18 protein-coding genes and 5 pseudogenes are annotated in these 24002 nt (G+C 70.4%); 8 read left to right on the forward strand and 15 right to left on the reverse strand.

The window, feature by feature from the left end; translation table 11 throughout:
• The first annotated feature begins 39 nt into the window (after nt 1–39).
• The 3 genes from SY89_RS11125 to SY89_RS18560 are packed head-to-tail and all read left to right on the forward strand — an operon-like array spanning nt 40 to nt 2389.
• Nucleotides 40–1041: an AAA family ATPase gene (locus tag SY89_RS11125; RefSeq protein WP_054584269.1), complete on the forward strand. Its 1002-nt coding sequence runs from the start codon at nt 40–42 to the stop codon at nt 1039–1041.
• Entirely contained in the window at nt 1041–2102 is a 1062-nt protein-coding gene (locus SY89_RS11130; RefSeq protein WP_054584270.1) for a DUF58 domain-containing protein, read from the forward strand. Before SY89_RS11125 ends, SY89_RS11130 begins: the two co-directional genes overlap by 1 nt.
• Nucleotides 2099–2389 carry a hypothetical protein gene (locus SY89_RS18560; protein WP_239685599.1) on the forward strand — a complete coding sequence of 97 codons (291 nt, stop codon included), beginning with the start codon at nt 2099–2101 and terminating at the stop codon, nt 2387–2389. Before SY89_RS11130 ends, SY89_RS18560 begins: the two co-directional genes overlap by 4 nt.
• A 4-nt stretch (nt 2390–2393) precedes the next feature.
• Here the strand turns inward: SY89_RS18560 and SY89_RS18565 are convergent, their stop codons facing one another.
• Nucleotides 2394–2756 (reverse strand): hypothetical protein, encoded by a 363-nt coding sequence (locus SY89_RS18565; protein ID WP_239685600.1) that lies wholly within the window; start codon nt 2754–2756, stop codon nt 2394–2396.
• A 54-nt stretch (nt 2757–2810) separates the two neighbouring features.
• On the opposite strand from SY89_RS18565, the gene SY89_RS18570 reads away from it, so the two are divergent.
• The 4 genes and pseudogenes from SY89_RS18570 (at nt 2811) to SY89_RS19415 (ending at nt 6378) form a co-directional block, all read left to right on the forward strand.
• Complete coding sequence (locus SY89_RS18570; protein ID WP_239685601.1) at nt 2811–4121, forward strand: transglutaminase TgpA family protein; 1311 nt, start codon at nt 2811–2813, stop codon at nt 4119–4121.
• A complete protein-coding gene (locus SY89_RS18575; RefSeq protein WP_239685602.1) occupies nt 4106–4342 on the forward strand; it encodes a DUF4129 domain-containing protein in 237 nt (78 codons plus the stop codon). Before SY89_RS18570 ends, SY89_RS18575 begins: the two co-directional genes overlap by 16 nt.
• Before the next feature lie 67 nt (nt 4343–4409).
• On the forward strand, nt 4410–6023 hold the full coding sequence (locus SY89_RS17760) for a helix-turn-helix domain-containing protein (RefSeq protein WP_080506684.1): 1614 nt from the start codon (nt 4410–4412) through the stop codon (nt 6021–6023).
• Nucleotides 5993–6378, forward strand: a pseudogene (locus tag SY89_RS19415) (S8 family serine peptidase). Before SY89_RS17760 ends, SY89_RS19415 begins: the two are co-directional and overlap by 31 nt.
• Here the strand turns inward: SY89_RS19415 and SY89_RS11160 are convergent.
• The 5 genes and pseudogenes from SY89_RS11160 to SY89_RS11180 all read right to left on the reverse strand — a co-directional run bounded on the left by SY89_RS11160 (nt 6375) and on the right by SY89_RS11180 (nt 12469).
• Nucleotides 6375–7282: pseudogene (locus tag SY89_RS11160) on the reverse strand (HFX_2341 family transcriptional regulator). The pseudogenes SY89_RS19415 and SY89_RS11160 overlap by 4 nt on opposite strands.
• 55 nt (nt 7283–7337) lie before the next feature.
• The gene (locus SY89_RS11165; RefSeq protein ID WP_054584274.1) at nt 7338–7667 is read right to left on the reverse strand and encodes a hypothetical protein; all 330 of its coding nucleotides are present in this window, start codon (nt 7665–7667) and stop codon (nt 7338–7340) included.
• Nucleotides 7664–9898: a penicillin acylase family protein gene (locus SY89_RS11170; RefSeq protein ID WP_204374471.1), complete on the reverse strand. Its 2235-nt coding sequence runs from the start codon at nt 9896–9898 to the stop codon at nt 7664–7666. Before SY89_RS11170 ends, SY89_RS11165 begins: the two co-directional genes overlap by 4 nt.
• Before the next feature lie 205 nt (nt 9899–10103).
• Nucleotides 10104–11174, reverse strand: a complete 1071-nt coding sequence (locus SY89_RS11175; RefSeq protein ID WP_054584275.1) for an mRNA surveillance protein pelota — start codon at nt 11172–11174, stop codon at nt 10104–10106.
• A gap of 95 nt (nt 11175–11269) precedes the next feature.
• Nucleotides 11270–12469 carry a hypothetical protein gene (locus SY89_RS11180; protein ID WP_054584276.1) on the reverse strand — a complete coding sequence of 400 codons (1200 nt, stop codon included), beginning with the start codon at nt 12467–12469 and terminating at the stop codon, nt 11270–11272.
• Nucleotides 12470–12674: 205 nt separating this feature from the next.
• Between SY89_RS11180 and SY89_RS11185 the strand changes: the two are divergent.
• A pseudogene (locus tag SY89_RS11185) lies at nt 12675–13366 on the forward strand (6-hydroxymethylpterin diphosphokinase MptE-like protein).
• A gap of 7 nt (nt 13367–13373) precedes the next feature.
• On the opposite strand, the gene rqcH reads toward SY89_RS11185, so the two are convergent.
• The 9 genes and pseudogenes from rqcH to mvk all read right to left on the reverse strand — a co-directional run bounded on the left by rqcH (nt 13374) and on the right by mvk (nt 23993).
• Nucleotides 13374–15527, reverse strand: a complete 2154-nt coding sequence (gene rqcH, locus SY89_RS11190; RefSeq protein WP_054584277.1) for a ribosome rescue protein RqcH — start codon at nt 15525–15527, stop codon at nt 13374–13376.
• Between the two features lie 63 nt (nt 15528–15590).
• The gene (locus SY89_RS11195; protein ID WP_054584278.1) at nt 15591–15998 is read right to left on the reverse strand and encodes a hypothetical protein; all 408 of its coding nucleotides are present in this window, start codon (nt 15996–15998) and stop codon (nt 15591–15593) included.
• Nucleotides 15999–16050: 52 nt separating this feature from the next.
• On the reverse strand, nt 16051–16473 hold the full coding sequence (locus tag SY89_RS11200; RefSeq protein WP_054584279.1) for an SHOCT domain-containing protein: 423 nt from the start codon (nt 16471–16473) through the stop codon (nt 16051–16053).
• A 40-nt stretch (nt 16474–16513) separates the two neighbouring features.
• A pseudogene (locus SY89_RS11205) lies at nt 16514–18195 on the reverse strand (tRNA uridine(34) 5-carboxymethylaminomethyl modification radical SAM/GNAT enzyme Elp3).
• Between the two features lie 471 nt (nt 18196–18666).
• Nucleotides 18667–20864, reverse strand: a pseudogene (locus SY89_RS11210) (DHH family phosphoesterase).
• Between the two features lie 70 nt (nt 20865–20934).
• Nucleotides 20935–21537 carry a YIP1 family protein gene (locus SY89_RS11215; protein WP_054584280.1) on the reverse strand — a complete coding sequence of 201 codons (603 nt, stop codon included), beginning with the start codon at nt 21535–21537 and terminating at the stop codon, nt 20935–20937.
• 25 nt (nt 21538–21562) lie between these two features.
• Nucleotides 21563–22150 carry a thymidine kinase gene (locus tag SY89_RS11220; protein ID WP_054584281.1) on the reverse strand — a complete coding sequence of 196 codons (588 nt, stop codon included), beginning with the start codon at nt 22148–22150 and terminating at the stop codon, nt 21563–21565.
• 71 nt (nt 22151–22221) lie between these two features.
• Nucleotides 22222–22983, reverse strand: coding sequence for an isopentenyl phosphate kinase (locus SY89_RS11225; protein WP_054584282.1), 762 nt, complete (start codon nt 22981–22983; stop codon nt 22222–22224).
• Nucleotides 22980–23993 (reverse strand): mevalonate kinase, encoded by a 1014-nt coding sequence (gene mvk / locus SY89_RS11230; RefSeq protein WP_054584283.1) that lies wholly within the window; start codon nt 23991–23993, stop codon nt 22980–22982. The genes SY89_RS11225 and mvk overlap by 4 nt, the downstream gene beginning before the upstream one ends.
• Nucleotides 23994–24002 lie beyond the last annotated feature (9 nt).

A 24002-nucleotide genomic window follows, 5' to 3' on the forward strand; every position in this document is an offset into this window, starting at 1 on the left:
CGTCCGCCGCAGTCAAACCGCCGGAGGTGGGCAGGGTCGATGAGCGACGACGCTCGGTCGGACGGCGGCGACGCGGCCGTCGAGACCGGCGGCGACCCCGGCCCGTCGGCGTTCGAGCCGCTCTCGGTCGAGGCCGCGGCCGACCTGATCGGGGAGATCGTCGACAACGTCGAGCGCGTCATCGTCGGGAAGCGCGACGCCGTCGAGCATATCCTCGTCGCCACGGTCGCCCGCGGCCACGTGCTGCTCGAAGACGTGCCCGGCACCGGGAAGACGATGCTCGCCCGCGCCGTCGCGACCTCCGTCGACGCCTCCTTCCGCCGCGTCCAGTTCACCCCCGACCTGCTGCCGTCCGACGTGACGGGCGTGAACGTGTTCAACCAGAAGACCCAGGAGTTCGAGTTCCAGGCCGGCCCCGTGTTCGCGAACGTGGTGCTGGCCGACGAGATCAACCGTGCGCCGCCGAAGACCCAGAGCGCGCTGCTCGAGGCGATGGAGGAACGGCAAGTGACAGTCGACGGCGACACCCGCCCGCTCCCCGAGCCGTTCGTCGTGATCGGGACCCAGAACGACGTGGAGTCCGGCCGTACCTACGAGCTTCCGATGGCCGAGATCGACCGCTTCGCGAAGAAGCTCCGGCTGGGCTACCCGGACGACGAACAGGAAGCCGAGATCATCGGCCGCACCGCCGGCCACCACCCGATCGAGGAGCTCGAGCCGGTGACTGACGGCCACACCCTCCGGCGCGCCCGCGAGACCGCGAGTCAGGTGACGCTGAGCGAGCCGGTTCGGGAGTACATCGCCCGGCTGGCCGAGCACACGCGGAACACGGCCCAACTCGGCGTCAGCCCACGCGGGAGCATCGCGCTGGCTCGCACCTCGCAGGTCCGGGCGCTGCTCGACGGCCGCGACTACGTCACGCCGGACGACGTCCAGGCGGAGGTACGGACGGTGTTCGCCCACCGCATCCGTCCGCGAACCGGCAGCGAGACCGGCGAAGACGTGGTCGCGTCGGCGGTCTCGTCGGTCCCTGTCGAGTGATGCTCACGCGCCGTGGCCGCGCCGTCGTCGGCGTCGCGGCGCTCGCGGTGGTGCTCGCTGGGACGTTCGGCCCGCGGTCGCTCAACGCCGTCGTCGCCCCCGCGGCGGTCGTGCTGGCCGCCGGCTACCTCCAGGTTCGGAACACCCCGGACGTAGTCCTCGACCGAACGCCGCCAGCGAACGCCCACGTCGGCGAGTGCCGAACAGCCGAACTCTCGTTCCGCCGACGCGACGGCAGCGCGCTCGCCCGCCCCTTCCTCGCCGACGTGACCGAGCGCGTCCAGGGTGGCCTTCGCCCGGTCGAATCCGACGACGCCACCGTGACCGAGCGCGCCGACGGCGACGCCGAGATCACGTTCGAGACGACGATCGGCGACGACCCGCTGCGCTACGAGGTGGCGTACGAGGGCCGCGGCCAACACGCGCTCGGCCCGGCGACGCTGACCGCGACCGACGCGTTCGGCCTGTTCGAGCGGGAGATCGAGCTCCGGGGCACCGAGACGACGATCGTCTACCCGCAGGTCCGACGCCTCGGCACTGTCGGCCGTCGCTCGCTGGGCCGGTTACAGGAGTACAGCCGAAGCGACCAGCGCGGGGAGTTCGAGGAGCTCAGAGAGTACGTCCCCGGCGATCCGCTGCGTGACATCCACTGGAAAACCACGGCCAAACGAGACGAACTCGTCGTCACGGAGTTCGCCGCCGAGACCGACGCGGAGTCGGTCACCGTCGCCGCGGGCGCCAACGCCGACGGCGCCGACACGATGGCCGAGGCGACCGCGAGCGTCGTGCTGGGCCTGGTCGGCGAGGGCGTCCCCGTCGAACTCTCGCTGCCGCGCGGCGAGCTGCGGATCGGCCCGGAGTACGGCGGCCAGCAGGCGATGCTCCGGACGCTCGCGGTGATCGAGTCGGGGCCGATCCCCGATCCCGACGCCGACGTAGTGATCAAGGGACGGGCGAGCGACGCGAGCGTCGACGTGCGTGGGAGCCAACACCGGTTCGCCGAGTTGATCGACAGCCGCGTGGCGGTCGATCCAGCCCAGCCGGCGGAGGTGGAGTCGTGACGACCGCCGCCGGGGCGGAGGGAGAGTCGCAGCCGAGCCCGTGGGGGCGGACCGACACGGACTGGTCGCTCCGTGAGGCCGTGGTCCAGCCCGCGATGCTGGGCGTTCTGCTGCTGACGGCGTCGTACCTCCGAGTGCTGATCCACGTCACCGACGTGGTCGGCGGGACGACGCTGCTCGCGGCCGAAGTGGTCGCGGTGGTCGCGCTCGGCGCGGTGCTGGCCGCCCGCGTCGACGCCCGGACGGCGTTGCTGGGCAGCGCCGCCGTGCTGGTCGGGGGATGCTGACGTACTACTTCTCGATCCCCGCCAGCCAGCGGGCGCTGATCGATTTCGGCGTCGTGATCCGCGATCTCGTGGCGCTGCTCAGCGGGCTCTCGGTGTTCCGGCTGGTGCAGGCCGATGTGTGGGCCCTGGCGGTGCTGCCGGCGCCACTGCTCGGCTCGTGGCTGCTCGCGCTTCGGGGCCGGTACCCGACGAGCGTCGCCGTCGGCGGGACCGCGCTCGGCTTCTTCGTGCTGACGGGTGACGCCGGCTCGCTTACCACGCTGACGGGGGTCGTCGGCGCCGCCGTCGCCGTCGGCTTCGGCGAACTCGGGCCGCGGCGGGCGATCGCGGCCCACTGGGACACGATCGCGCTCGTCGTCGCCGTCATGGTGGTGGTCACGTCGGCCGTCTCGGTCGTCCCCGGGGCGGGCCGAGCCCGATCGTGTCCGGGAGTTCGGCACCCACGCTCGAGGGGAACGTCGTCGACAACGCCGACTCGGTCGGGATCGTCGGCTCGATCCGGCTCTCACCGGAGGTCCGCTTCACCGTCGAGGCCGAGCGCAGCTCCTACTGGCGCGTCGGTGCGTACGATCGGTTCACCGGCGGCTCCTGGGTACGGACGGGCGACACCCGGAGGTACGACGGCGAGTTGGCGTCACCGCCGGGGGTGACCACCACGGTCGAACAGACGATCACCGCCGAGACGACGCTCAACTCGATGCCCGCGATGTGGAAACCCGTCTCCGTCGGCGGGAACGTCCAGCAGGCGACGCAGGTGACCGCCGAAGGAGGCCTCCGGGCGGCGGCGCCGATCGCCGAGGGCGAGTCCTACACCGTCGTCAGTGAGCGCCCAGCGTACACCACGCGGGCGCTCCGGAACGCAGGAACCGACTACCCGGACGCGATCCGGAACCGGTATCTCGGGCTCCCCGACAGCACGCCCGACCGCGTGGGCGAGCGGGCGGCAGCCGTCGCCGACCGCGCGAACGCGTCGACGCCGTACGCCACCGCGGTCGCGATCGAGGAGTACCTGGAGTCGGACAAGGAGTACTCGCTGAACGTCGAGCGCCCGCGGGGCAACGTCGCCGACGCCTTCCTGTTCGAAATGAACGCGGGCTACTGCACGTACTACGCGACGACGATGGCGGTGATGCTGCGAACCCAGGGGATCCCGGCCCGGATGGCGACGGGCTACACGACCGGCGAACGCGTCACCGAGGACGAGTGGGTCGTCCGCGGCCTCAACGCCCACGCGTGGGTCGAGGTGTACTTCCCGGAGGTCGGCTGGGTCGCGTTCGACCCGACGCCGAGTTCGCCCCGCGAGGAGACGGGCGAGCAGCGCCTCTCCCAAGCCCGAGAGGCCGGCGAGGCGGGCGTCGACACCAACCAGAGCGGCCCCGGCGAGTGGACGCCTACCCCGACGGCGACGCCGGCGGGGAGTCAGGGGCGAACGACACGGTCGGCGCAACGTCGACGCCCGATCTGGCGGCGATCGCCGGCGGGCAGCGGACCGCCGGCCCCGGCGAGCTCGGGAGCTTCACCCCCGGCGGGGGCGGCGGGTCGAGCGGGATGTCGCTGCCAACGCCGGAAGAGGTGGGCTACGGGCTCGTGCTCCTGTTCGGCGCGGTCGCGGCCGGACGGCGGTTCGGCGTCGACGACCGGCTCTACCGGTTCGTCTGGCTGCGCTACCAGCCCCGCACGGGCCCGGTCGCGGACGTGGAGCGGGCGTACGACCGCGTGGAGACGGTACTGACGACCCAGCGCCGCCCGCGACGGGCGGGCGAGACCGTCGCGGACTACCTCGACAGCCTCGGCGTCAGGGACGCCCGCGTCCACCGCGTCGCAGCGCTGTACGAGCGGGCCCACTACGGCGGCGACGCCAGCGCGGCCGACGCCGACGAGGCGGTGCAGGCGGCGGACGCGGTGGTCGGGGAGACGACGCCCCTGCTGGGCCGACTCCGTCGTTCCGGCTGAACTGCCCGCAACGCGGAAGTTCAGTCGTTACCGAACCATTTAGTTCCTCCATGTGATATAGCTACACATGTCCGGCCTGTTGCCGTCCGAATCAGACACGGTCACCGCCGGCGAGGCTGACGAGGAGGGGGGCACGCGGCTGCTCTGGCTCGACGACGACGAGGTCGAGCCGCTGATCGGGTCGCTCTCCTCCGAGACGGCCCGCTCGCTGCTGACGGCGCTGCACGAGGAGCCGCGGACGGCCTCCGAGCTCGCGGACGCGATCGACACGTCGCTGCAGAACGCCCGGCACCACCTCAGCAACTTACAGGACGCGGATCTCGTGGAGATCTCCGAGACGCGCTACTCGGTCAAGGGGCGCGAGATGAAGGTGTACGCCCCCGTCGACGATTCGCTCGTGGTCTGTGTCGGGAACGAGGACGAGCGGTCGGGGCTGCTCGACTCGCTCCGGCAGTACGTCGGCGCCGCCGTCGCCGTGCTGGTCGGGGCAGTGCTCATCAACGCGACCGTCTCGGTGGGCACCGGCGGGATCGCCGGCCCCTCGAGCCCGCGGGTCGCCGACTCCATCGACTCGGGGGCGCTGTTCGGCACGGTCCCCCGGCGGCGCTGTTCCTCGCTGGCGGCCTCGTCGCGCTCGCGGCGGTCGCCGTCCAGTACCGCAGATCGGGATGAGTCCACGACCGGAGGTCACGCGATGAGGATCGAGACGGCCGCAACGCTGTTCGTCGTCGTCATCGTCGTCAGTAGCGTCTCCTTCGCGGTGCCAGTTGGATCGAGCAGCGCCGTCCACGACCGGCCGATCGGCGCACTCTCGAGCGACACCGGCCCGGCCGACCAGGTGTCGACCGTCGATCCGACCCCTGCGACGAGCGATCCGGCGACGCTCTCCGGCTTCAGCGCCGTCCACGCCGCCGGCGTCACCGGCGACGACGTACGGGTGGGGATCGTCGGCAGCCAGTTCGCCGCCGACAACCGTCGAATCAGCGACGCCGTCGCCGCTACCCGTCGGTTCGCCGGGCGCTCGTCCGGCCTGTTCGCCGACACCAGCCACGACACCGCGGTCGCGGAGATCGTCAGCCGGACAGCGCCCGACGCGGAGCTCTACCTCGCGAGTATCGGCCCCGACGGCGGCCCCGAGACGTACGCCGAGGCCGTCTCCTGGCTCCGCGAGCAGGAGGTCGACGTGGTCGTCGACGCCGGGAGCTACTTCCCCAGCAGCGCCGACGGGATGGCGAAGCTGAACCGGGTCGCGTCGGCCGCCGCCCGGAACGACACCGCCTTCGTCACCTCCGCCGGGAACTACGCCGATCGCCACTGGCACGGTACCGGGAGCGAGGGCTGGCTCGCGTTCGAGAACGGCACCCGGTACAACACGCTCGGCAACGGCGAGATCGGTGGCGCGGTCTCGTTGCGGCTCTACTGGCAGGGCGACGCGGACTACGACCTGTACCTCTATCGCGCCGTCGACGGCGAGGACCCGCTGGTCGCCAAGTCCGCGGCCAACGCCACCGGCCAGACCGAGGCGATCGACGCCACGGTCCCCACGGGGGAGTACTACGTCGCGATCCGGGGCGGCCCCGACGCGAACGACACCAGCGTCGACCTGTTCGCCTCCCACCACGAACTCGGGATCAGTAGCGACTCCGGGGGATGGTCGCGCCCGCGACCGCGGAGGGCGTGATTGCCGTCGGCGCCGCCGACGCGGTGAGCGGTCAGCGCCGCCCCTACAGCTCCACGGGGCCGGCGCTGGACATCTCGGCGCCCGACGGCGCCGACACCAGCGCGGCGGGGAGCTGTACGGGAGCTCCGCGGCCGCGCCGCTGGTCGCGGGCACGCTGACGCTGATGCTCGCCGGGAACGAGAGCCTCACTCCACGCGAGGCACAGCGCGTGCTGCGAGCCACCGCAGTCAGCCACGACGGGGAGCTCTACCTCGACGCCGCCGGCGCGGTGCAGGCGGTCTCGACGACGGAGCGGGCGTTCGATGATCCGGCGCTCGACTGGTACAACGAGACGGTGAGCGAGGGCGGGCGTTAGGAGAGCGCGGCGGGCTCGTCGTCGGCGTGGGCCCGCACCCAGAGTTCGCCGATGCGGGACAGCGACGTGCGGTGGGAGTTGCCGTGTGCCTCCTGTTCGACGTAGGCTTTCCCGCCGGGGCCGAGCCGGTCGACGTTGTAGATGACTTTCGACCGGAAGCTGTCGGTGTACTCCTCGCCCATGTCGGCGGCGAGCGTCTTCGCGAGTTCGCTCACGCTCTCGAACTCGCCGTGTTCGCCCAGCGTGAACAGGATCACTTCCTCGAACGGCTCGACGCTCGAGAACGCCGCGACCGGGAGTTCGACGATGTGGTTGTCGCCGATCTTCTTGGCGCCGATGGTGGTGCCCCGCTCGTCGAACTCCGAGAGCAGCCCCTCGATGCTCTCGAGTCGGTCCGCGAGCACGGCGTCGTCGACGCCCCCGTCGCCCCGGAGTTCCGCGAGGAGATCCCGCGTCTCCCGGAGCTCCTCGGCCATCTCGGTCTCGAGGTACTTCTCGGGGCCGTGTAGTAGGTGTGGATGCGGTGGCGGTCGTCCTGGCGTTCGAGCGTGATGGAGTGGGCCGCGGTGGCGAACGCGAAGCTGACGGGCCGGGGCATCGAGGAGATGTTGACCCAGACCTCCCGGCCGGTGTCCAGGTGGGCGTTGATCAGGTCGTACGCCCGCTCGAACGCGGCGTCGTAGTCGTACACGTCAGTGAGTGCGACGCGTTCGGTCTCGGCGCCCAGCAGGTTCTGGAAGTCCTGTTCGAGTTTGCCCGCGAGGTTCTGGGAGTACTCCACGTTGGCCTCGCTGCCGACGGCGCCCTCGAGCAGTACCACCCGGTCCACGTCGAACTGGTCGCGGATCAGCGGCGCGATCAGCCGGTCGTAGTCGAAGCCCACGGGGACGATGTGGGTACCCATAGCTGTGGATGGGGCGGGGGCCCGTAAAAAGGGACAGTTCGTCGCCCCCGGCGGCTCAGACCACACCCCGGGCCAGCGAACCGAACGCCGGGAGGAGGAGCCCGATCCCCAGCGCCAGCCAACTCGGCTGCCCCATCGCGAGCGTGGGCCCGACGGTCCCCGCCAGCGCGAGTTGGGCGAGGAAGGCGGCGACGACCAGCCCGCCCATCGCGACGCCGGCGGCGACGCCCCGCCGGAGCGACCGCTGGGGCAGTGCGATCAGCGCGCCGGCGAGCAGGAGTCCCGACCAGTGGACCGTCGCGAGCGCCAGCCCGAGGCCGACGGCGGCGACGGTCGCCGCGAGCCGTCTCTCGCGGTCGGCCCGGAGTCCGGCAAGCGCGCTCATCGGTCACCCTCCGTGAACTGCAGATCCACGCTCTCGGGGAGCGTCCGGCGCATCGACTTGTACTCGCCGTTCGCCCACGTCGTGAGCTGGTCGTCGTAGTGGTCCGAGAAGTAGTCGCCGGAGTTGCCGCCGGGCAGCACCGCCCGGGAGTCGCCGTCGAACGTGGCGACCATCCGCCAGCTGGCGCCCGTCGACGCCTCGCTGTGGAAGTTCCGCACGGTTCCCGCGGAGCCGGCGGTCGGGTGCTGGTCGTAGTTCAGGAACGGCTCGTCGAAGGGGTGCTCGAACCGGACCCGGTTCCAGTCGCCGTACCGTTCCCACTGCTCGTCGTCGATCCGCTTGCGGACCGTCCCCAGCGCCTCGGCGGCCACCGCGGCCCGGTCGCCGTCGAAGTAGTCGCTGTCGGCCGGCAGCGTCCCCAGAACCCAGTCGTTCGGCTCCGCGAACTCCACGGGGAGTTCGGCCTCGCTGAACTCGTCGATGAACGTCAGATCGCGGAACGTCCGGAGCCACTGGTCGAACAGCAACGGCTCCGCGAGGTCGGGGCGCATCTCGCCGTCCCACTCCAGCAGCGACTCGCCCGTCGGCGCGTCGAGGTCGTCCGACCCGGCGGAACCGGCCGCCACAGCCTCCTCGATGATCGGCCGGAACAGCTCGTACCGACCGTCGACCACGTCGGTCTGGAGGTCACGGTGGAACGCCGCATCCATCGGCTCGTCGCTCTGGGCGCGGGCGTCGAGCCGGTCGTAGATCCGCTGCCCCCGGAACGGCGGCGCATACCCCTCCGAGAGGTAGTGCTCGGGGTCGTTCGTGATGCGCTGGTTCGCGGTGGCGAGGTAGTCCGGGTTCCGGACGCCCGGCTTCTCCTCGAAGGGGACGAACCCCTCCCACGACGACTCGCCGTAGGGCGTGTAGCCGTCGCCCCACTCGCCCTCCCGTGCCGAGCCGTCGAAGATCCGCGTGCCACGGACCGGCTCGCCGTCGGTTCGCCGGATCGGGATCTGACCGGTGACCCAGAAGTAGGTGTTGCCGGCGTCGTCGGCGTAGACGAAGTTCTGGGTCGGCTCGTCGAACTTCCGGATCGCCGCTTCGGCCTCCTCGAGCCCGTTCGAGCGATTGAGCTCGCGGACGGCCTCGACGGTCCGGGTGGCCGAGAGCCCAGTCCACGCGACGCCGAGTTCGTCGGCGACCGCGAAGCCGTCGCCGTCGGGGTACTGCGTGAGGACGGCGCCGTGGACCGAGCGCTTCACCTCGATATCGACGTTCTCTCCGCCGTCGACCGCGATGGTCTCGGTTCGGGTATCGAACTGCCGTGTCTCGTCGCCGTACCGGTAGGCGTCGCCGTCGTCGACGGTCTCGTAGGTGTAGAAGTCGATGGCGTCGGCGCCGGCGTTGGTGAACCCCCACGCACCCGCGTGGTTCTGGCCGATGACGACGAACGGGACGCCCGGGAAGGCGACGCCCCGGGTGTCGAACTCGGCGCCGACGACGTGCTGTTCGTACCAGACCGGCGGCACCGAGAGCTCGAGATGCGGGTCGTTCGCGACGATCGGGTCGCCCGAGGCGGTGTGCTCGCCCGAGACCACCCACGAGTTCGAGCCGATCCCGGGGTCGGTCTCGAAGTCGGCGAGCCACGAGACCAGCCCGGGATCTGGCACGGCGGCGTCGGCGACACTCTCGGCGAACGACACCTCGCCCTCGCGGAGGATCGGCGTCTCGTGGTCCAAGAGCCGCGGGTAGAGCGTCGCCGTCGCCTCGCTGCCGAGGCGGTCACGGGCCAGCGCACGTCGGAGGGTGCGAAACGAGCCAGTCAGCCCCCACGCGATCTGCTTCGAGACCAGCAGCGACGCGGTGGGCGTCCACCCCCGGGGTTCGGCCTCCAGCAGCCGGTACTCCAGCGGCGTCCGCTCGGCCTCGCGAGCGTGATTGACGCCGTCGACGTACGCCTCGACGACATCACCGGTCTCGGTGCCCTCGGTTCGTTCCCACGTCGCCTCGGCGGCTGCCTTGAAGTCCATCTGACGGTGGAAGGCGTCGGAGTCGACCGTCGACGCGCCGACCAGTTCGGAGAGCTGTCCCGTCAGCAGTCGGCGGTAGAGATCCATCTGGAACAGCCGGTCGGCGCCGTGGCAGTAACCGGTCGCGTAGTACGTCGCGCGTTCGCTGTCGGCCTCGACGTGGGGACGTGGTAGTCGTCGTACCGGACGGTTGCGGGGCCGTAGGGGCTCGATAGCTCGGCGGGCGCGTTCTCAGTCGCCGCGCTCCAGACGCTTCCCGACCCGGGCGCGAAGCGCTGCAGGTACGATCGGGCGTCGGTCAGCGCCATCCCGCCGACGCCGGCGCCGAGCACTGCCGAGAGAAGCGCTCGGCGAGTCGTTTCGCTGTCCATAGCCCGTACAGAACGCGGGAAGCCTCGTAAAGTTTGTCCGGGCGGTGCTACTGAATCCGGTAGCGCAGCAGCGCGGCGATGCCGCCCAGGTTCGACAGCTGTTCGCCGGGCGCGAACTCCGAGGAGAACACCACCACGTCGCCGCCTTTCTGCTCGACGGTTTCGATGATCTCGTTGGCGTCGCGCTCCCAGTCGCCCTCGTCCTGGCGCTCGGTTCGGAGGCGGTCGTCGACGACGAGCAGCGTCTCGACGGCGCCGAACTCGGCGGCTTCGGCGGTCTCCTCGACGCCGTACGTCGCCTGCTCGCCGGTCGCGATGCGTTCGGTGAGTTCGTCGATGAGTTCGCTCTCGCGGGCGATCCGGGTCTGGTCCTGCACCTCCTCGACGGCGCCGCGTTTGAGTACCTCGTGAACCCCTCTGTCGCCGGCACCGGACGTGTCGACGGTCGTCGTGACTTTCTCGGCCACCTCGGGGTACTCCTCGGTCAGGTAGTCGAGCGCGTCGCGCTTCGTGAAGCCGGGGCCGGCCATGATGATCGCCTCGGCGTCGACGTGCTGGAGCGCCGAGCCGAGCTCCTCGAACAGCCGATCTCGGGGCTGTGCGTACTCGCCTTTCCCCGTCGGGGCGGTCAGCGAGACGTACTCGTCGGTGCCGTACTGCTGGACCGTGTGGACGTAGGCCTCGCCTTCCTCGACGGTCGCGATCGCCACGTCGGGGGCGTCGGTTGCCTCGGCGGCCTCCTCGATCCGGTCGCGCTGGTCCGGTTTGAGGAACTTCTCGATGGTGAGCTCCTCGTGGGTCTCGACGTTGATCGTGTGGTGGAGGCCGATCTGGTCCTCCATCGAGCAGTGCTGGATCACCCCGCCGACGCGCAGGCGGTTGGCGAAGCGGGCGAACTCCACGTCCTCGACTTCGAGGGTGACGTGGAGGTGTTCGCGCTCGCCGCCGGTGTCGCGCATCTGGTCGTCGTTGCGCTGGATCCGGCGGGTGGTGTCGCCCTCGACGAGGTCGCCGGGTTCGAGGACGTGCGAGAGGTGCCAGAGGTCGTCGACGGTCTCGGGGACGAGAGTCACCCGGTCACGACCCTCCGCGCCGTGACCGCGCTGGACGATTCGCATGCCCGAAACTGGGGTCGCGGGGGTCACGACTCTTTCCCTCTGACTGTCCGGTGGGTCGAGCGGAGCGAAGCCGGAGGTCGGGCGCCTCGCGACGCTCAGGCCCGCATGACCCGAGGGTTGAAGAAGCGAACGAGACGGTCGAACTCGTCGACGATCTCAGCGGCCGCCACCTGGTCGTAGCTGGCGAACTCCCGACTGCCGTAGAACCCGTCGTAGCCGTCCGCCACCTCGTAGCCGAGTTCGGACTCGATCGCCGTCTCGTGCTCGCGGATGAGCGCGCGCATCTGCTCTTTTTCGGCCTCGCTGCCGCCGTAGATGTTCACCGCGAAGTCGACAGTCCCGTCGGACTGGACCCGCAGTCGGTAGCGGAGCACGCCGCCGGCGTAGGCGGGGTGATCCGGTCGAACGAGCAGTTCGCTGCCGCGCTCGACGGAGACCACGTCCGCCGGGTCGGCGTCGAACGTGCCGACCAGCCGGTCCCGAACCCCCTCCGAAACCGCCTCGAGCAGCACCGGGAGATCCAGTGGCTCGTCCGCGGCCGCGCCGTCGCTTGCGGGCTCCGCCGTCGACTCGGCGTCCGCTGTGGCCTCCGCGGTCACTGTGCCGGCGTCCGCGTCACCGTCGGCCGCATCCGCGGCCGCGTCGGTCGCGTCGGGGGCCGTGGCCGACGACCCGGCCGCGTTCGTGCCGGCAACCCACTGATCGCCCGTGGCGTCGTCGGTGTCGGTGTCGGCTTCCGGCTCGGCGTCGTCGCCGTCGATCGCGTCGAACTGGACGAGGAACTCGTCGCTGGTGGGGGCGCCGAACGCCTCGACGCGGATGGGGTCGACAGCCACCTCGCGGTCGCTCAGGAACCGCGCCAGATCGATCGCGTCGCCGGCGAACGCCGGGCCGACGAGGCGAACGCGCTGGTCGTCGTTGAACGCCTCGGGGGCGAGCGGCTCGCGATCGAAGTAGTCGGCGTGGGCCTCGCGGAGGGAGTCGCCCGCGTAGCGCTCGTCGAGTGCGTCGTAGGACTGTTCGGCGACGGCGCTCGCGCGCTGGAGCGCGTCCGTCACCACCGCGCTGCCGACTTCGCTGTCTGCCGCACCGACGACGACGGCGTCGCCCGCGGCGTCGAGCGCGATCGCGGTCGCGGTGCCGTCGTCGACGGCGGCGGTCACGAACAGTACGTCCTCGGCGCCGAGGGCGCCCCCGGGACCCCGGAGGAGCGCGGCGGCGAGCCCCGTCGTCGCCCCGGGATCGAGCGGCTCGACGGGGACGAGCCCCGACTCACTGGTCCGATAGAGGTTCATACCGTACCCACTCCCAGCCAGTCAATCAAGGTTACGCAGCGAGTAACGCGGGGGCGTCGTCCCCGGATTCGACAAGAAAGCTTATGCCGGGTCCGCAAAAACACTCAGGTGGACGCCGGTACGGTACCTGGGTAGGGGTACTTTGGTACCACGCCGGCCCATTCATCTCCGCAGTATTCACGTCGACGAGCGACGGCTATCCCTCATGGAGTTCCACGTCTGGGAGCCCGTCTACGAGCGCATCCTCGCCGACTTCGGCTTCGACCGTGCCGGCGACGAGCGCGCCCGCGACCGACTGGCCGCGATGAGCGAGCCGTTCGATCTCGACGCCGTTCCCGGGTTCAGCGGCGCCACCGTCGCCGTCGCCGGCGCCGGGCCGACCCTGGCCGAGGAGGTCGAGACGGCCGCCGCCGCCGACTACGTGGTCGCCGCGTCCGGGGCGGCGGCGACGCTTCGGGACGCCGGCGTCGAGGTCACGCTCGCCGTCACGGATCTCGACGGGGCGCCCGCCAGACTTGCGACCGCGAGCCACGACGGCCTCCCGGTGGCGGTCCACGCCCACGGCGACAACGTCGACGCGCTGGAGCGGTGGGTGCCACAGTTCGCCGGCGACCGACTGCTGCCGACGACTCAGGCCGCTCCCGCCGGGCCGGTGCGGAACTTCGGGGGTTCACTGACGGCGACCGCGCGGCGTTTCTCGCGGACGCCCTCGATGCGGCCACGCTCACGTTCGTCGGCTGGTCGTTCGACGATCCGACGGTGAGCGATCTGAAAGCACGGAAGCTGCGGTGGGCCGAGCGGCTGCTGTACTGGCTGGAGACGCGCCGCAAGGAGCAGTTCCCGGTGCTCGACGGTCGCCGCAAAAACCTGACGCTACCGACGGCCGACCGTCGGTAGCAGCCGCCTACACGTCCAGCAGGTCGCTCCCGCCCGGCGGCAGGAACTCCTGGATCCTGTCCGCGCTCGCGATCTTGCGGACGAACGACTCGTCGGTGAACCGGGACTTGAACTCCCGGTAGCACTTGACGGCGGCGTCGTTCTGGGCGAACTTCCCGGGTTCGAGCGTAATCGTCGTCTCGGCGTCCGGTTCGATCGCGCTCGGGGGGCCGCCGATGACTCGCGTCTCGTCGGCACAGGTGATCCCGACGGCGACGCGGCAGGGCATGTCCCGGAAGTACTCCCGGTCACCGCGGATCGCGAACCCGCCCTTCTCGAGATACTCGCCGGACTCCGGCGTCTTGCTCACCTGGTCCGGTTCGACCATGTAGGCGTCGCCGGCGCCGCGACCGTCCTTCCAGACCGAGGAGTACGCGACCGCGAACTGGGCAGCCTCCTGCAGGCTGGCGTCCGGGAAGTCGACCGGGCTGGACGGCTCCGAGGGCCCGCTGGCCTTGAGGATCGTCACGGGACCGCCGTGGGCCTGCGTGTGGAAGAAGCGGTCGTGCTTGTCGAGGTACTTCTTCACCAGCGCCTCGTTCTGGTCGGCGTTGCGCCCGCCGATGACGAGGTAGCCGTCGCTGGTGTGGAACCAGCGGAACTCCTCGTACCACTGCTCGGGCTGCCGGACCGGGATGCTCTCCCTGGCGAGCCAGTCGGTCTCCTCGTGCTCTCCCTCCTCGGGTTCGGGCTCCGGTTCGGGTTCGGCCTCCCACTCCTCCCGGCGTCGTTTGACGGCTTCGAGGCGCTCGCGCGTGTCCTCGATCGCCTCGCGGGCGCCCTCCTTCTTCCCTTCGACCCGTTTGGCCTCCTGGTAGAGGCGGTCGGCGTTCTTCTCGACGCCTGTGGTGGCGTCGAGCGTGATGCGTTCGTCGTCCACGTCGACGGTCACCGTCCCCTCCGCACCGTCCACGTCGACGACCGCCTCCGCTGCGGGGATGCCCTGCTCGGCGCCCTGCTCCAGCGTCTCCTGGATGTCGGCCCACGGGGTGTTCCGCTCCCGAGCGGCCTGAATCGTCGAGAGCACCTCGTCGATCAGGTCGTAGCGGGCGTAGCAGATCTCGGCCTTCCGACGGAGCTCCGCGGCCTCCTCCTCGAACCCCTCGATCGCCTGCTCTTGCTGTTCGATGATGCGCTTCTCCTTCTCGATCTCGGCCTCGAAGTCGGGTCGTTCGCGGCCGCCGCCCTCCTCCTCGCGCTGGGCCTGCTCTTTCAGGCGGTAGAAGTACTCCTCCAGCGCGGGGTTGAACGAGTCGAACGCCTGGCTGGGCAGCTCCGACCGCTCCTCCAGCACGACGGGGCTCACGTCGACGACCGTTCCGCGTTCGGTCAGCGGCCCGTCCGCGTCGTCGTCGCCGTCCTCCTCGTTGTCGCGTTCGACGTACACCCGGGGATCGAACTGGCCGCTCCGGAGCGCGTCGGCGAGATCCATCAGCTCGCGGTGGATCGCGCGGAACTCGTCCTCGCCGGCGTCGGCGATCTCCATCGTCTTCTCGACGCCCGCACGGGTACAGAGCTCCTCGCCCCAGAAGCCGCCGAGGTTGAGCTGGGTGGCGACGGTGCGCACCACGTCGGTGTCGGACTGCTCCATCCGGGCTTCGAGCGTGTCGTAGTCGACTTCGAGCGGGTTCAGTCGGGACTTGGGAAACTCGTACTGGCTCCCCGGGGCGACCGTACGGGACTTGAGCCGCACGGTCTCCAGCGAGCGCACCACCTCGCCGTTGCCGTCAAGGACGGCGACGTTGCCGTCGCCGAACAGTTCGACCACGAGCGTGGTGTTCTGGTCGGGACGCTCGAACTCGAAGACGAGAATGCGGTCGAACTCGTACTGCTCGACCGAGACGAGGTCGGCACTCTCGATGCGCCCGCGCAGCATCATCGCGAACTCCGGGGGGCGACCCGGCGCGTCGGGCACCCGCGAGGGGTCGGCGACGTGGGCCTGCTTGTTCTCGCCCACCTCGATCAGGAGTTCGATCCGGCCGCGGTCGAAGTCCCGAAGCTTGAGCCGCAGGAGGTCCTCGTCGTAGAGATACGCCTTGTCGAGCTTGGCTCCCTCGTAGCGGGAGAGCTCGGTCGCGAGCGCCGCGAGGTCGACGCTCGACAGTTCGCGTTTCGGCTCCATACGCCGAACGTCTCGTGCGATGGGGAAGGGCGTTCCGTTCCAGACGTTCCGCAAACTCCCTCGCTACTCGTCGAACCGTCGTACACCCCGGCCCACTGCGAAGCCGGCGACGCCGACCGCGAGCGAGGAGAACGAACCCACGGCGAGGATCCACAGCGTCGCCTCGCCGGGGTCCCGGAGTTCGAACACGATCGCCGGGGCGTAGAAGCCGACGCCGACGCCCGCCGCGAGCGCGATGGAGACGAGGACGCCGCTGTTGACGTAGGCGCCGACCGCGGCGACGACGAGCATCACCGCCGCGACGACGCCGATCACGACCCCGTCGCTCGTCGTGATGCTGCCGAGGTAGCGGACGGGCAGGTGCGCGAACAGTGCGAGGAAGAACAACGCCCCGGCGACGCGGACGAACTGCGCCGACAGCGCCGGCTGCTCGCCGAACAGGAGCGTGTCGACGGTGTCCCGGGAGGGCATCGTCGGGCACGACGGCCGGCCGGTGGTTAGGCGTTTCGGGAGGCCGCTGTGGCTACCGCTCGCGTTCGACCGCCCGCTCGTCCCGGCGGGCGTACGCCTCGGCGTCCTCCATCGTCTCGGTCTCGAGTAGCTGATCGAGCTTGCGTTCGAACTGCGCCTCGCTGAGCTCGCCCTCCGCGTAGCGCCGACGCAGCGTCTCGAGCGGCGTCTCCTCACTCTCGCGCTGCTCGGTTTCGGACACGCCGTGGTCGTTTTCGCCGAGCCACTCCGCCCTGTCTTCCTCGTCGCCGAACAGGATGGCCGTCACCGGGACGAGCGCGACGTAGCCGACGAGCATCGCCGCCAGCCACCAGCTCTGGCCGGTGAACATCGCCCCCAGCCAGATCGCGGTGACGAGCGTGCTCACGATGCCCGTCGCGTTCTCCCGGAGTCGATGACCGAGCGAGTCCCGTTCGCTGCCGCCGGCGTCGCGCATACGCGTGCCGTTCGGCTACGTTGACAAAAATGCCACCCCTTCAGAGCCGCTTGGAGACGTACGGACCGTCCTGGTGGTAGCCCAACTTCTCGCGGTAGTACTCCCGGACGCCGATGCCGGAGATGATGCTCAGCTTCCCGTAGCCGGCCTCGCGAGCCTGGCGCTCGGCCTCCCTCACCAGTCGCTTGCCGTAGCCGCGGTGCTGCCACTCCTTCCCGTCGTCGTCGTCCCCGCTGCCGTCGAAGGTGGCTTCGGAGCCGTAGACGTGGAGTTCGCGGACCAGCGCCGCGTCCGTCAGCTCCCGTCGGACCGGATCGTTCGGGAACCGCAGCCGACAGAAGCCGATCAGGAGGTCCCGAACGGGGTCCTCGAAGGAGATGAAGCGCTCGGTGCCGCCGGCGGCCTCGTACTCCATCGTGTCCAGCGTGATCTCCGCCGGGTCGGGGTCGGCGTCGTTGTGGCCGACCTCGCGGGCGCGGATGTCGCGGATCTCGTACCCCTTCTCCTCGGCGCGCTGCTGGGCGAGCTGGCGGAGGTTCGACTTCCAGACGCCGCCCTCGATGAAGTCCGCCGGGATGTCCCGCTGGACCCGCTGGAGCCGGCAGTACTTCGGGATCTCGTTCATCGCGTCGGCGACCACGTCGGCGGCGGTCTCGTTGTCCAGCGGCTCGAAGTCCTCGCGCTTCCACATGTCGTAGACGCGGGTGCCCTCAACGACCAGCGTGGGGTAGATCTTGAGGTAGTCCGGGCGCCACTGCGGCGAGTCGAACAGCTGGCGGAAGTCCTCGCGGCACATCTCCTGGCTCATGCCGGGCTGGCCCGGCATCATGTGGAAGCCGACCTTGAACGCCGAATCTCGCAGGCGTCGGTTGGCGTCGATGGAGGCCTGGGTGCCGTGCCCGCGGTGCATCTCGCGGTTGATGCGCTCGTAGGTGGTCTGGACGCCGACCTCGACTTTCGTGCCGCCGAGATCCAGCATGCGGTTGATCTGTTCGGGGTCACACCAGTCGGGCTTGGTCTCGAACGTGATGCCCGTCACCCGGATGTCGCCGGTCTCGTTCCGCGCGATCACGTCTTCGAGGTACTCGAACTCCTGCTCGTCGGGCGACTGAGCGAAGCTCTCGGTCTGGCTGGGGTTCGGATCGGCGTCGAGGTCGTACTCGTTCATCGCCTGCAGCGCCCGCTTGACGAACCACTCCTGGTAGTCGTGGCTCCGGGCGGTCATCGTGCCGCCCATCAGGATCAGTTCGGCCTTGTCGACGGGGTGGCCGATCGCCCGGAGCTGTTCGAGCCGCAGGGTCACCTGCCCGTACGGGTCGTAGTCGTTCTGCTCGCCGCGGGCCGCCGCGGGCTCGTGGCCGGTGTAGGACTGCGCGGAGGAGAACTCGGAGGCGGGGCCGCCGGGGCAGTAGAGACACTTCCCGTGCGGGCAGAGGTGTGGCGAGGTCATGATCGCGATCGGCGAGACGCCGGAGGCGGTCCGAACCGGCTTGCGCCGGACGACCGACTTGACCTCCTCGCGCCACTCGTCGGGCGCGTAGCTGAGGATGTCCCCGTTGGTGGGCACCTTCGGCGCGCCGGTGTCGCTGCAGACCTCCCGCTTGGCGGCTTCGAGGTCGTCGCGTTCGAGGCCGTCCTCGATGATGCGGCGACAGAGCTCTTCGCAGGCGTCGACGAACGCGGGGGGTCGCCGTTTTCGGTTTCTGCGGCGTCCGTGCTCATTATCGGTGTGTGGGTGGGTTTCGGGGTTAAGGGTTGCGAGCGAGGGAGGTAACCGTCGTGACCGGAGAGAACGACGGAAACCCCCTCGTTAGGCGAGCGGGGAACGCAGTGACCCGCGAGTTGCGGGGCGTCGCGGGAGAACATGAGGAAACGAAGCGATGGGGGAACCGTCTCGAAAAGCGAACGGCAAATCCGGCCGAGTTCGCTCAGAGACAGCTACTGTGAACACGACCGCGGAGTGAGCATGACCACTTGTGACCGCAACCGCTCCGCACAGCCCTCACACCTCCCCGGCCGACTCGCTCCCTTACGGTCGCTCGTCCCTCGGGCTGAGGGGTGGGGAGTCGGCGCTGTGCCGGGCCTCGTGCCCAGCCCCTGCGGTCGCAAGTGGCCAACGGACGAGATGCCGTTGCCGTCGCTGTCCACGGTGTGAGTTCCGCAACCGCGAAAACCGGAACCGAAGGAGACGCGCTATCGGTCGAACTGCTCGACGACGGCGCCGACGACCGCGATCTCGACCTCCTCACGTGCGCCCGAGAGGAACTCGATGCGCCCCTCGCGCAGGCCAGCGGCCGTGAGGCCGGCGTCCGGCGCGTTCGAGGCGGCCTCGCGGGCGACCTCGCGGAGATCGAGGTCCGTGTCCGCGCGGACCCACAGCTCGTCCATCGCGACACCGATCGTCACGTCCGCGTCGCCGCGGCGGTGGAGCTCGTCCAGCAGGAGCGAGCTCGGGGGAAGTCGTACTTGTGGGTGTACTCCTCGGTGTCGAGCACCGCCACGTCGACGCCGCCGCTCTCGCTCCGCTCGAGGTTGGCCTGGGCGGTCTCGACTTCGGTGTCCATCTTCTCCCGGAACTGGGTGGCGATGTGGCCCGCCAGCGTCTCGCTCTCGGCGGCGTCCTCGGGCGCGCCGGCGGCGACGGCCTCGGGGCTCTCGCCGAACAGCAGGTCGCCGACCAGTTCGCGCTTCTCGTCGTAGGACTGGTAGAACGCCTCCAGCGCGATCGCCTCGCGCAGTTCCGTCACGGCCTCCTCGTCGAAGCCGGCTTCGCGGGCCGCATCGAGGTAGGACTCGGGCGTGTTCTCCCAGTAGCTGACTGCCGGCAGGTGGGCGATCTCCTCGCGGATCTCCGGGGCGACCGTCGTCGCCACCGACGACGCGAGCGCGCCGGTCGAGAGGCCGTCGGCCGTCGGGTTGACCAGTACGTCCGCGGCGTCGGCGATCTCCGGATCCGCCGGCGTGGCGTCGACGACGACGCGGTCAGCGCCGTAGATCCCCAGCATCTCCAGGCCGTCCTCGCTCTCCACGGTGGAGGCGGTGCCGGCCAGCACCACGAGCGGCAGCTTCTCGTCGTGCCGGTCGCGGTCCTGCAGCATGCTGGTCACGTCGTTGGTCGCGTCGTTCATCTCGTACACCGCCTCCTCCAGCGGGCGGCGGTTCACGTAGTGGTACTCGGCGTCGCTCTCGGCGTGCTCCTCGCGGACCATCGGGAGGATCGCGCGTTCGAGCGCCACGCCGGCGACGTAGCCGTCGGCGGTCGCGGCGTGGCGGACGACGATCGGCCGTGACTCGAGCACCGCACGCCGGATCGCCTCCGCGGCATCGAGAAGCGTCTCCTCGGCGCCGGCGACCGACTCGTCGTCGGCGACCAGCGTCGCCTCGTCCGGGCGGGCGCGCTCGGTCATCGCTTCGGCCAGCCGTCGTTCCACGGCCTCGCGCTCCTCACCGGACAGGGCGACCAGCGCCTCGGTTTCGACCTGGAGCTCCTCGCGGCGGATCTCGACCTCGCCGTCGAGGCGGACGATGTCGCCGACCTCGATCTCGGGGTAGGCGCGCACGCCGGCCTCGACGAACGCGGCGCAGTCGACCACGCCGGTCTCGTCGCGGAGTTCGAACACGGTCGGCCCGCCGGTCTGTCGCGCGCTGACGACCTCGCCCTCGATACGGACGTTCTCGCCGACGCGGTCGGAGAGCTCGCCGATGTCGCGGCGCGTCACCGACTCCGCGTCGGCTGCCGTGGGTTCCTCGGCTGCGTCGTCGTCGGTATCAGCTTCCTCTTCGGTCGTGTCAACTTCCTCGTCGCCCGCGTCGGTCGCCGACTGGTCGGTGTCGTCGGAGGTTTCGGACGGCGCGGACTCAGTCGCCGCAGCCCCGGCGCCGCTGCCGTCGGTCTCTGTCGACGCGGCGGACGCCGGCTCCGAGGTGGACGGTGCGACGTCCCGCTCACGCCCGTTTCCCTCTTCGGCCTCCTCGCCGTCGGCCGCCTCACTCCCGTTTCCCTCTTCGTCCTCCTCGGGGAGCAGCTCCTCGGTGCCGTCCTGGATGAGCGAGCCGCGGAACTCGCGGTCGGCCTGTCGGATGGAGGTCGTCAGGTCGACGTTCCCGTTGTCGCGAACGTTCTTGACCTGGACGAACACGGTGTCGCCCGCCTCCCAGTCGAGGCTCTCGAGACGCTTCTCGAGTTCGGAACGGTGGAGCAGCCCCGTGACGCTCGGGGAGAGGTCGATGAACACGCCGAAATCGGCGTAGCCGTCGACGACGCCGCGGTAGAAGCGGTTCTCGACGAGCTGGTCCGGGCTGTCGCCCCGGAACTGGAAAACGACGTCCTCTTCGTGTGACTGGCAGATGTGGCCCTCGGTATCGGCGCCACAGATGATACAGTTACCCATTTGTGAGAAACCACACGGTCCGCCCTAAAGGCGTTGTCGAAAGCTACTGCGAGCCGCGAGTGACGCCGACTCAGAGCCCCGCGGCCGCAAAGCCGCCGTACCCGTAGCCGAACACCAGCACCGCCGGCAGCGCCGCCGCCACCGCCGCCCGCGGAATGCTGGTCCGGTGGCGCACCGAGGTGCCGACGACAAGCAGGGCGGTTCCGTACAGACAGCACACCACCCGCAGCGTCGGCGACGGCACCGCGGTCAGCAGGCAAGGGGCGGTCGCGTACGCGATCACCTGCACCGTCTCGCTCACGCCGCCACGGTCGGGGGCGACCAGCGTCAGCCCGATCGTCTCGATCGCCGCCGAGAAGTGAAACGTCGCCGGGGCGAGAAAGAGGCCGACGATCAGCAGCACCAACACGGCCTGCAACAGCGGGGACTCGGGCACGAACGTCGGCGTGACGTCGACGCTCTCGAACGTCGGGAGATCGCCCGTCGCCAGTCGGCCGCCGACGGCGGCCAGCGCCACGAGCACGCCGAACACCAGCCCCGGCGCCTGATCGGCGGGGGCGATCCCGTTCCGGAAGAACCGCTTCGGGCGCACGAGCACCTCCGCCCACGCGCGAGCGAGCGCTCGCGGCCCGCGGTCGCGTCCCCCCTCGGGGTCGGCAACCCACTGTGTCACTGTCGGCGCACCTCGATTCCGTGCATCAGTCGGTCCTGAGCGTGTGACAGCTGCGGCAGCGTGCCTCGTAGGACTCGTCGGCGCCGACGACGATCGTCTCGTCGTCGACATGGGCGGGCTCGCCGTCGACCAGCCGCTGGTTCCGGGTCGCCGGCTCGCCACAGACGGTGCAGATCGCCTGGAGCTTGTCGACGTACTCCGCGATCGCCATCAGCTCCGGCAGCGGCGTGAACGGCTCGCCCCGGTACGTGATGTCGGTGCCCGAGACGATGACGCGCCGGCCGTCGTTGGCGAGCACGTTGCAGACGTTGACCAGGTCCCGGTCGAAGAAGTTCGCCTCGTCGATGGCGACGACCTCCTCGCCGTTGAGGTAGTCCTGTAACTCCCAGACGCCGTCGCCGTCGTTGTCGATGACCTGTGCCTCCCACTGCCGCCCCTCGTGGGAGCCGATGGTGGTCTTGCCGTACCGGTCATCGATGGCGGGGGTGAACGCGGCGACGCTCTGGCCGGCGATCTCCGCCCGTCGGAGCCGCCGCAACAGCTCCTCGGTCTTCCCCGAGAACATCGAGCCGGTGACCACCTCGACGAAGCCGCTCCCGGTGATCTCGTGCATACTGGGACCGGGGAGGGGAGGGGTAAAGGGTTGCTGAAGCGGGCCCGCGGATCGTCGCACCGGGACGACTGTCAGCCGTCGCCGCGGATCGTCGTCCCCGGCCCGTCGCCGGCCAAGAACGCCCCGATGTCGTCGGGGCCGAACACCGACGCCGGCGCACCGAGATCCAGCAGCTCCCGCACTTTCGCGGCCATCCCGCCGGTCACGTCCTCGCCGGCGTCGCTGCCGCCGAGGGCGTCCGCGGTGTCCTCGTACGCCGTGATCTCGGGGATCACCTCCTCGTCCGTGTCGAGCACGCCCGGCACCGTCGAACAGAGTCCGACGCGCTCCGCGGAGAGGGAGGCCGCGGCCGTGGTGACGATCTCGTCGCCCGAGAGCACCGTCACGCCCTCGCCCTCGGTCGCGATCACGTCGCCGTGCAGCACCGGGACGAACCCCTCGCCGAGCATCGTCGCCGCCTGGGACAGCGGCAGGTCGAGGCCGCCGTCTGCGTTGCGGGCGCCCGCCGAGAGCGGGTGGACCGGCAGCGCGGGCACGCCCCGGTCGTGGAGCCGCGAGAGCACGAACTGGTTGAGCGTCTTCATCGCGCCGTGGATCGCGACGGCGTCGGCGGCGGCGTCGGTGCCCTCCGTCGTCGTCACGCCCGCCGCACTGGCGTGGTGGTGGCCGAAGCTCCCGCCGCCGTGGACCAAGATCAGGTCGGACACGTCGCCGCACTCCATCGCCGCCGCGACGGCGTCGGCTGCGGCGTCCAGCGCGTCGCCGTCGAGCGTCTCCGCGCGGTCCTTCTCGGTGATGACTGAGCCGCCGAGTTTGAGGATCGTCGGCGTCATTCCTCCGCGCGCACCCCCTCGGTCGCGAGTTCGGCCCGGAACGTCTGGTCACAGCCCGGCGAGTACTCCAGCGCGCGCCGAGTGGCCTGCCCCTCGTCGAGTGCGACAATACAGCCGCCGCCGCCCGCGCCCGTGAGCTTCGCGCCCGTAGCGTCGGCCTCGCGGGCAGTCCAGACCATCCGGTCCAGCGAGCGCGAGGAAACGCCCAGCGCGGACAGCAGTCCGTGGTTGAAGTCCATCAGGTCGCCGAGCTCCTCGAGCAGCACCGGGCCGGGATCTCCGTCGGGGTCGGCCGCCGCCAGCAGCTGCTCCCCCTCCCGGGTGAGGTCGCCGATGGTCTCGACGGTGTCGGCGGCGAAGCCGTACTCCTCTTTCAGCGCACGGACGCCGGCGACGAGTTCGCCGGTGTCGCCCGCGCCGCCGTCGTAGCCGATCACCAGCGGGAGTTCGGGCGCCTCGATCGGCCGGGTGTCGTCGCCCTCGACACGGACTGCGCCGCCCATCGCCGAGCAGTACGTGTCCGCCCGGGAGGCTTCGCCGCCCTGGACGGTCGACTCGGCCTGATACGCGCGGTCGGCCAGCTCTTCGGGTTCGATCGTCTCGCCGCTGGCGCGGACCGCGGCGTCGATAGCGGCGACGACGACCGCCGCCGAGGAGCCTAGCCCGCCGCCCAGCGGGATGTCGCTCTCGATCGTCACGTCGAACCCAGCCTCGGGGTCGCCGATCGCGTCGCGAGCTTGGGACAGCGCCTCGTCGACGTACCCCGTCGCGGCCTCGACGAGGTTCGACGGCACGTCCACGTCGTGGTGCTCGTCAGCCGGCCCGCCCCACTCGACGGTGAAGCCGTCCAGCGTGAGGTCGTCGGACTCGACGCGGACGCGGTGGTCGTCGCGTGGTTCGACGCTCACCCGCGCCCGGCGCTCGATCGCGCAGGGCACGGCCGGCTCGCCGTACACCACGGCGTGCTCCCCGAACAGGTACACCTTCCCGGGAGCGCTCGAAGTCGTCATGCGTCAACG

The sequence above is a fragment of the Halolamina pelagica genome (assembly GCF_001307315.1).
Classification (GTDB): Archaea; Halobacteriota; Halobacteria; order Halobacteriales; family Haloferacaceae; genus Halolamina; species Halolamina pelagica_B.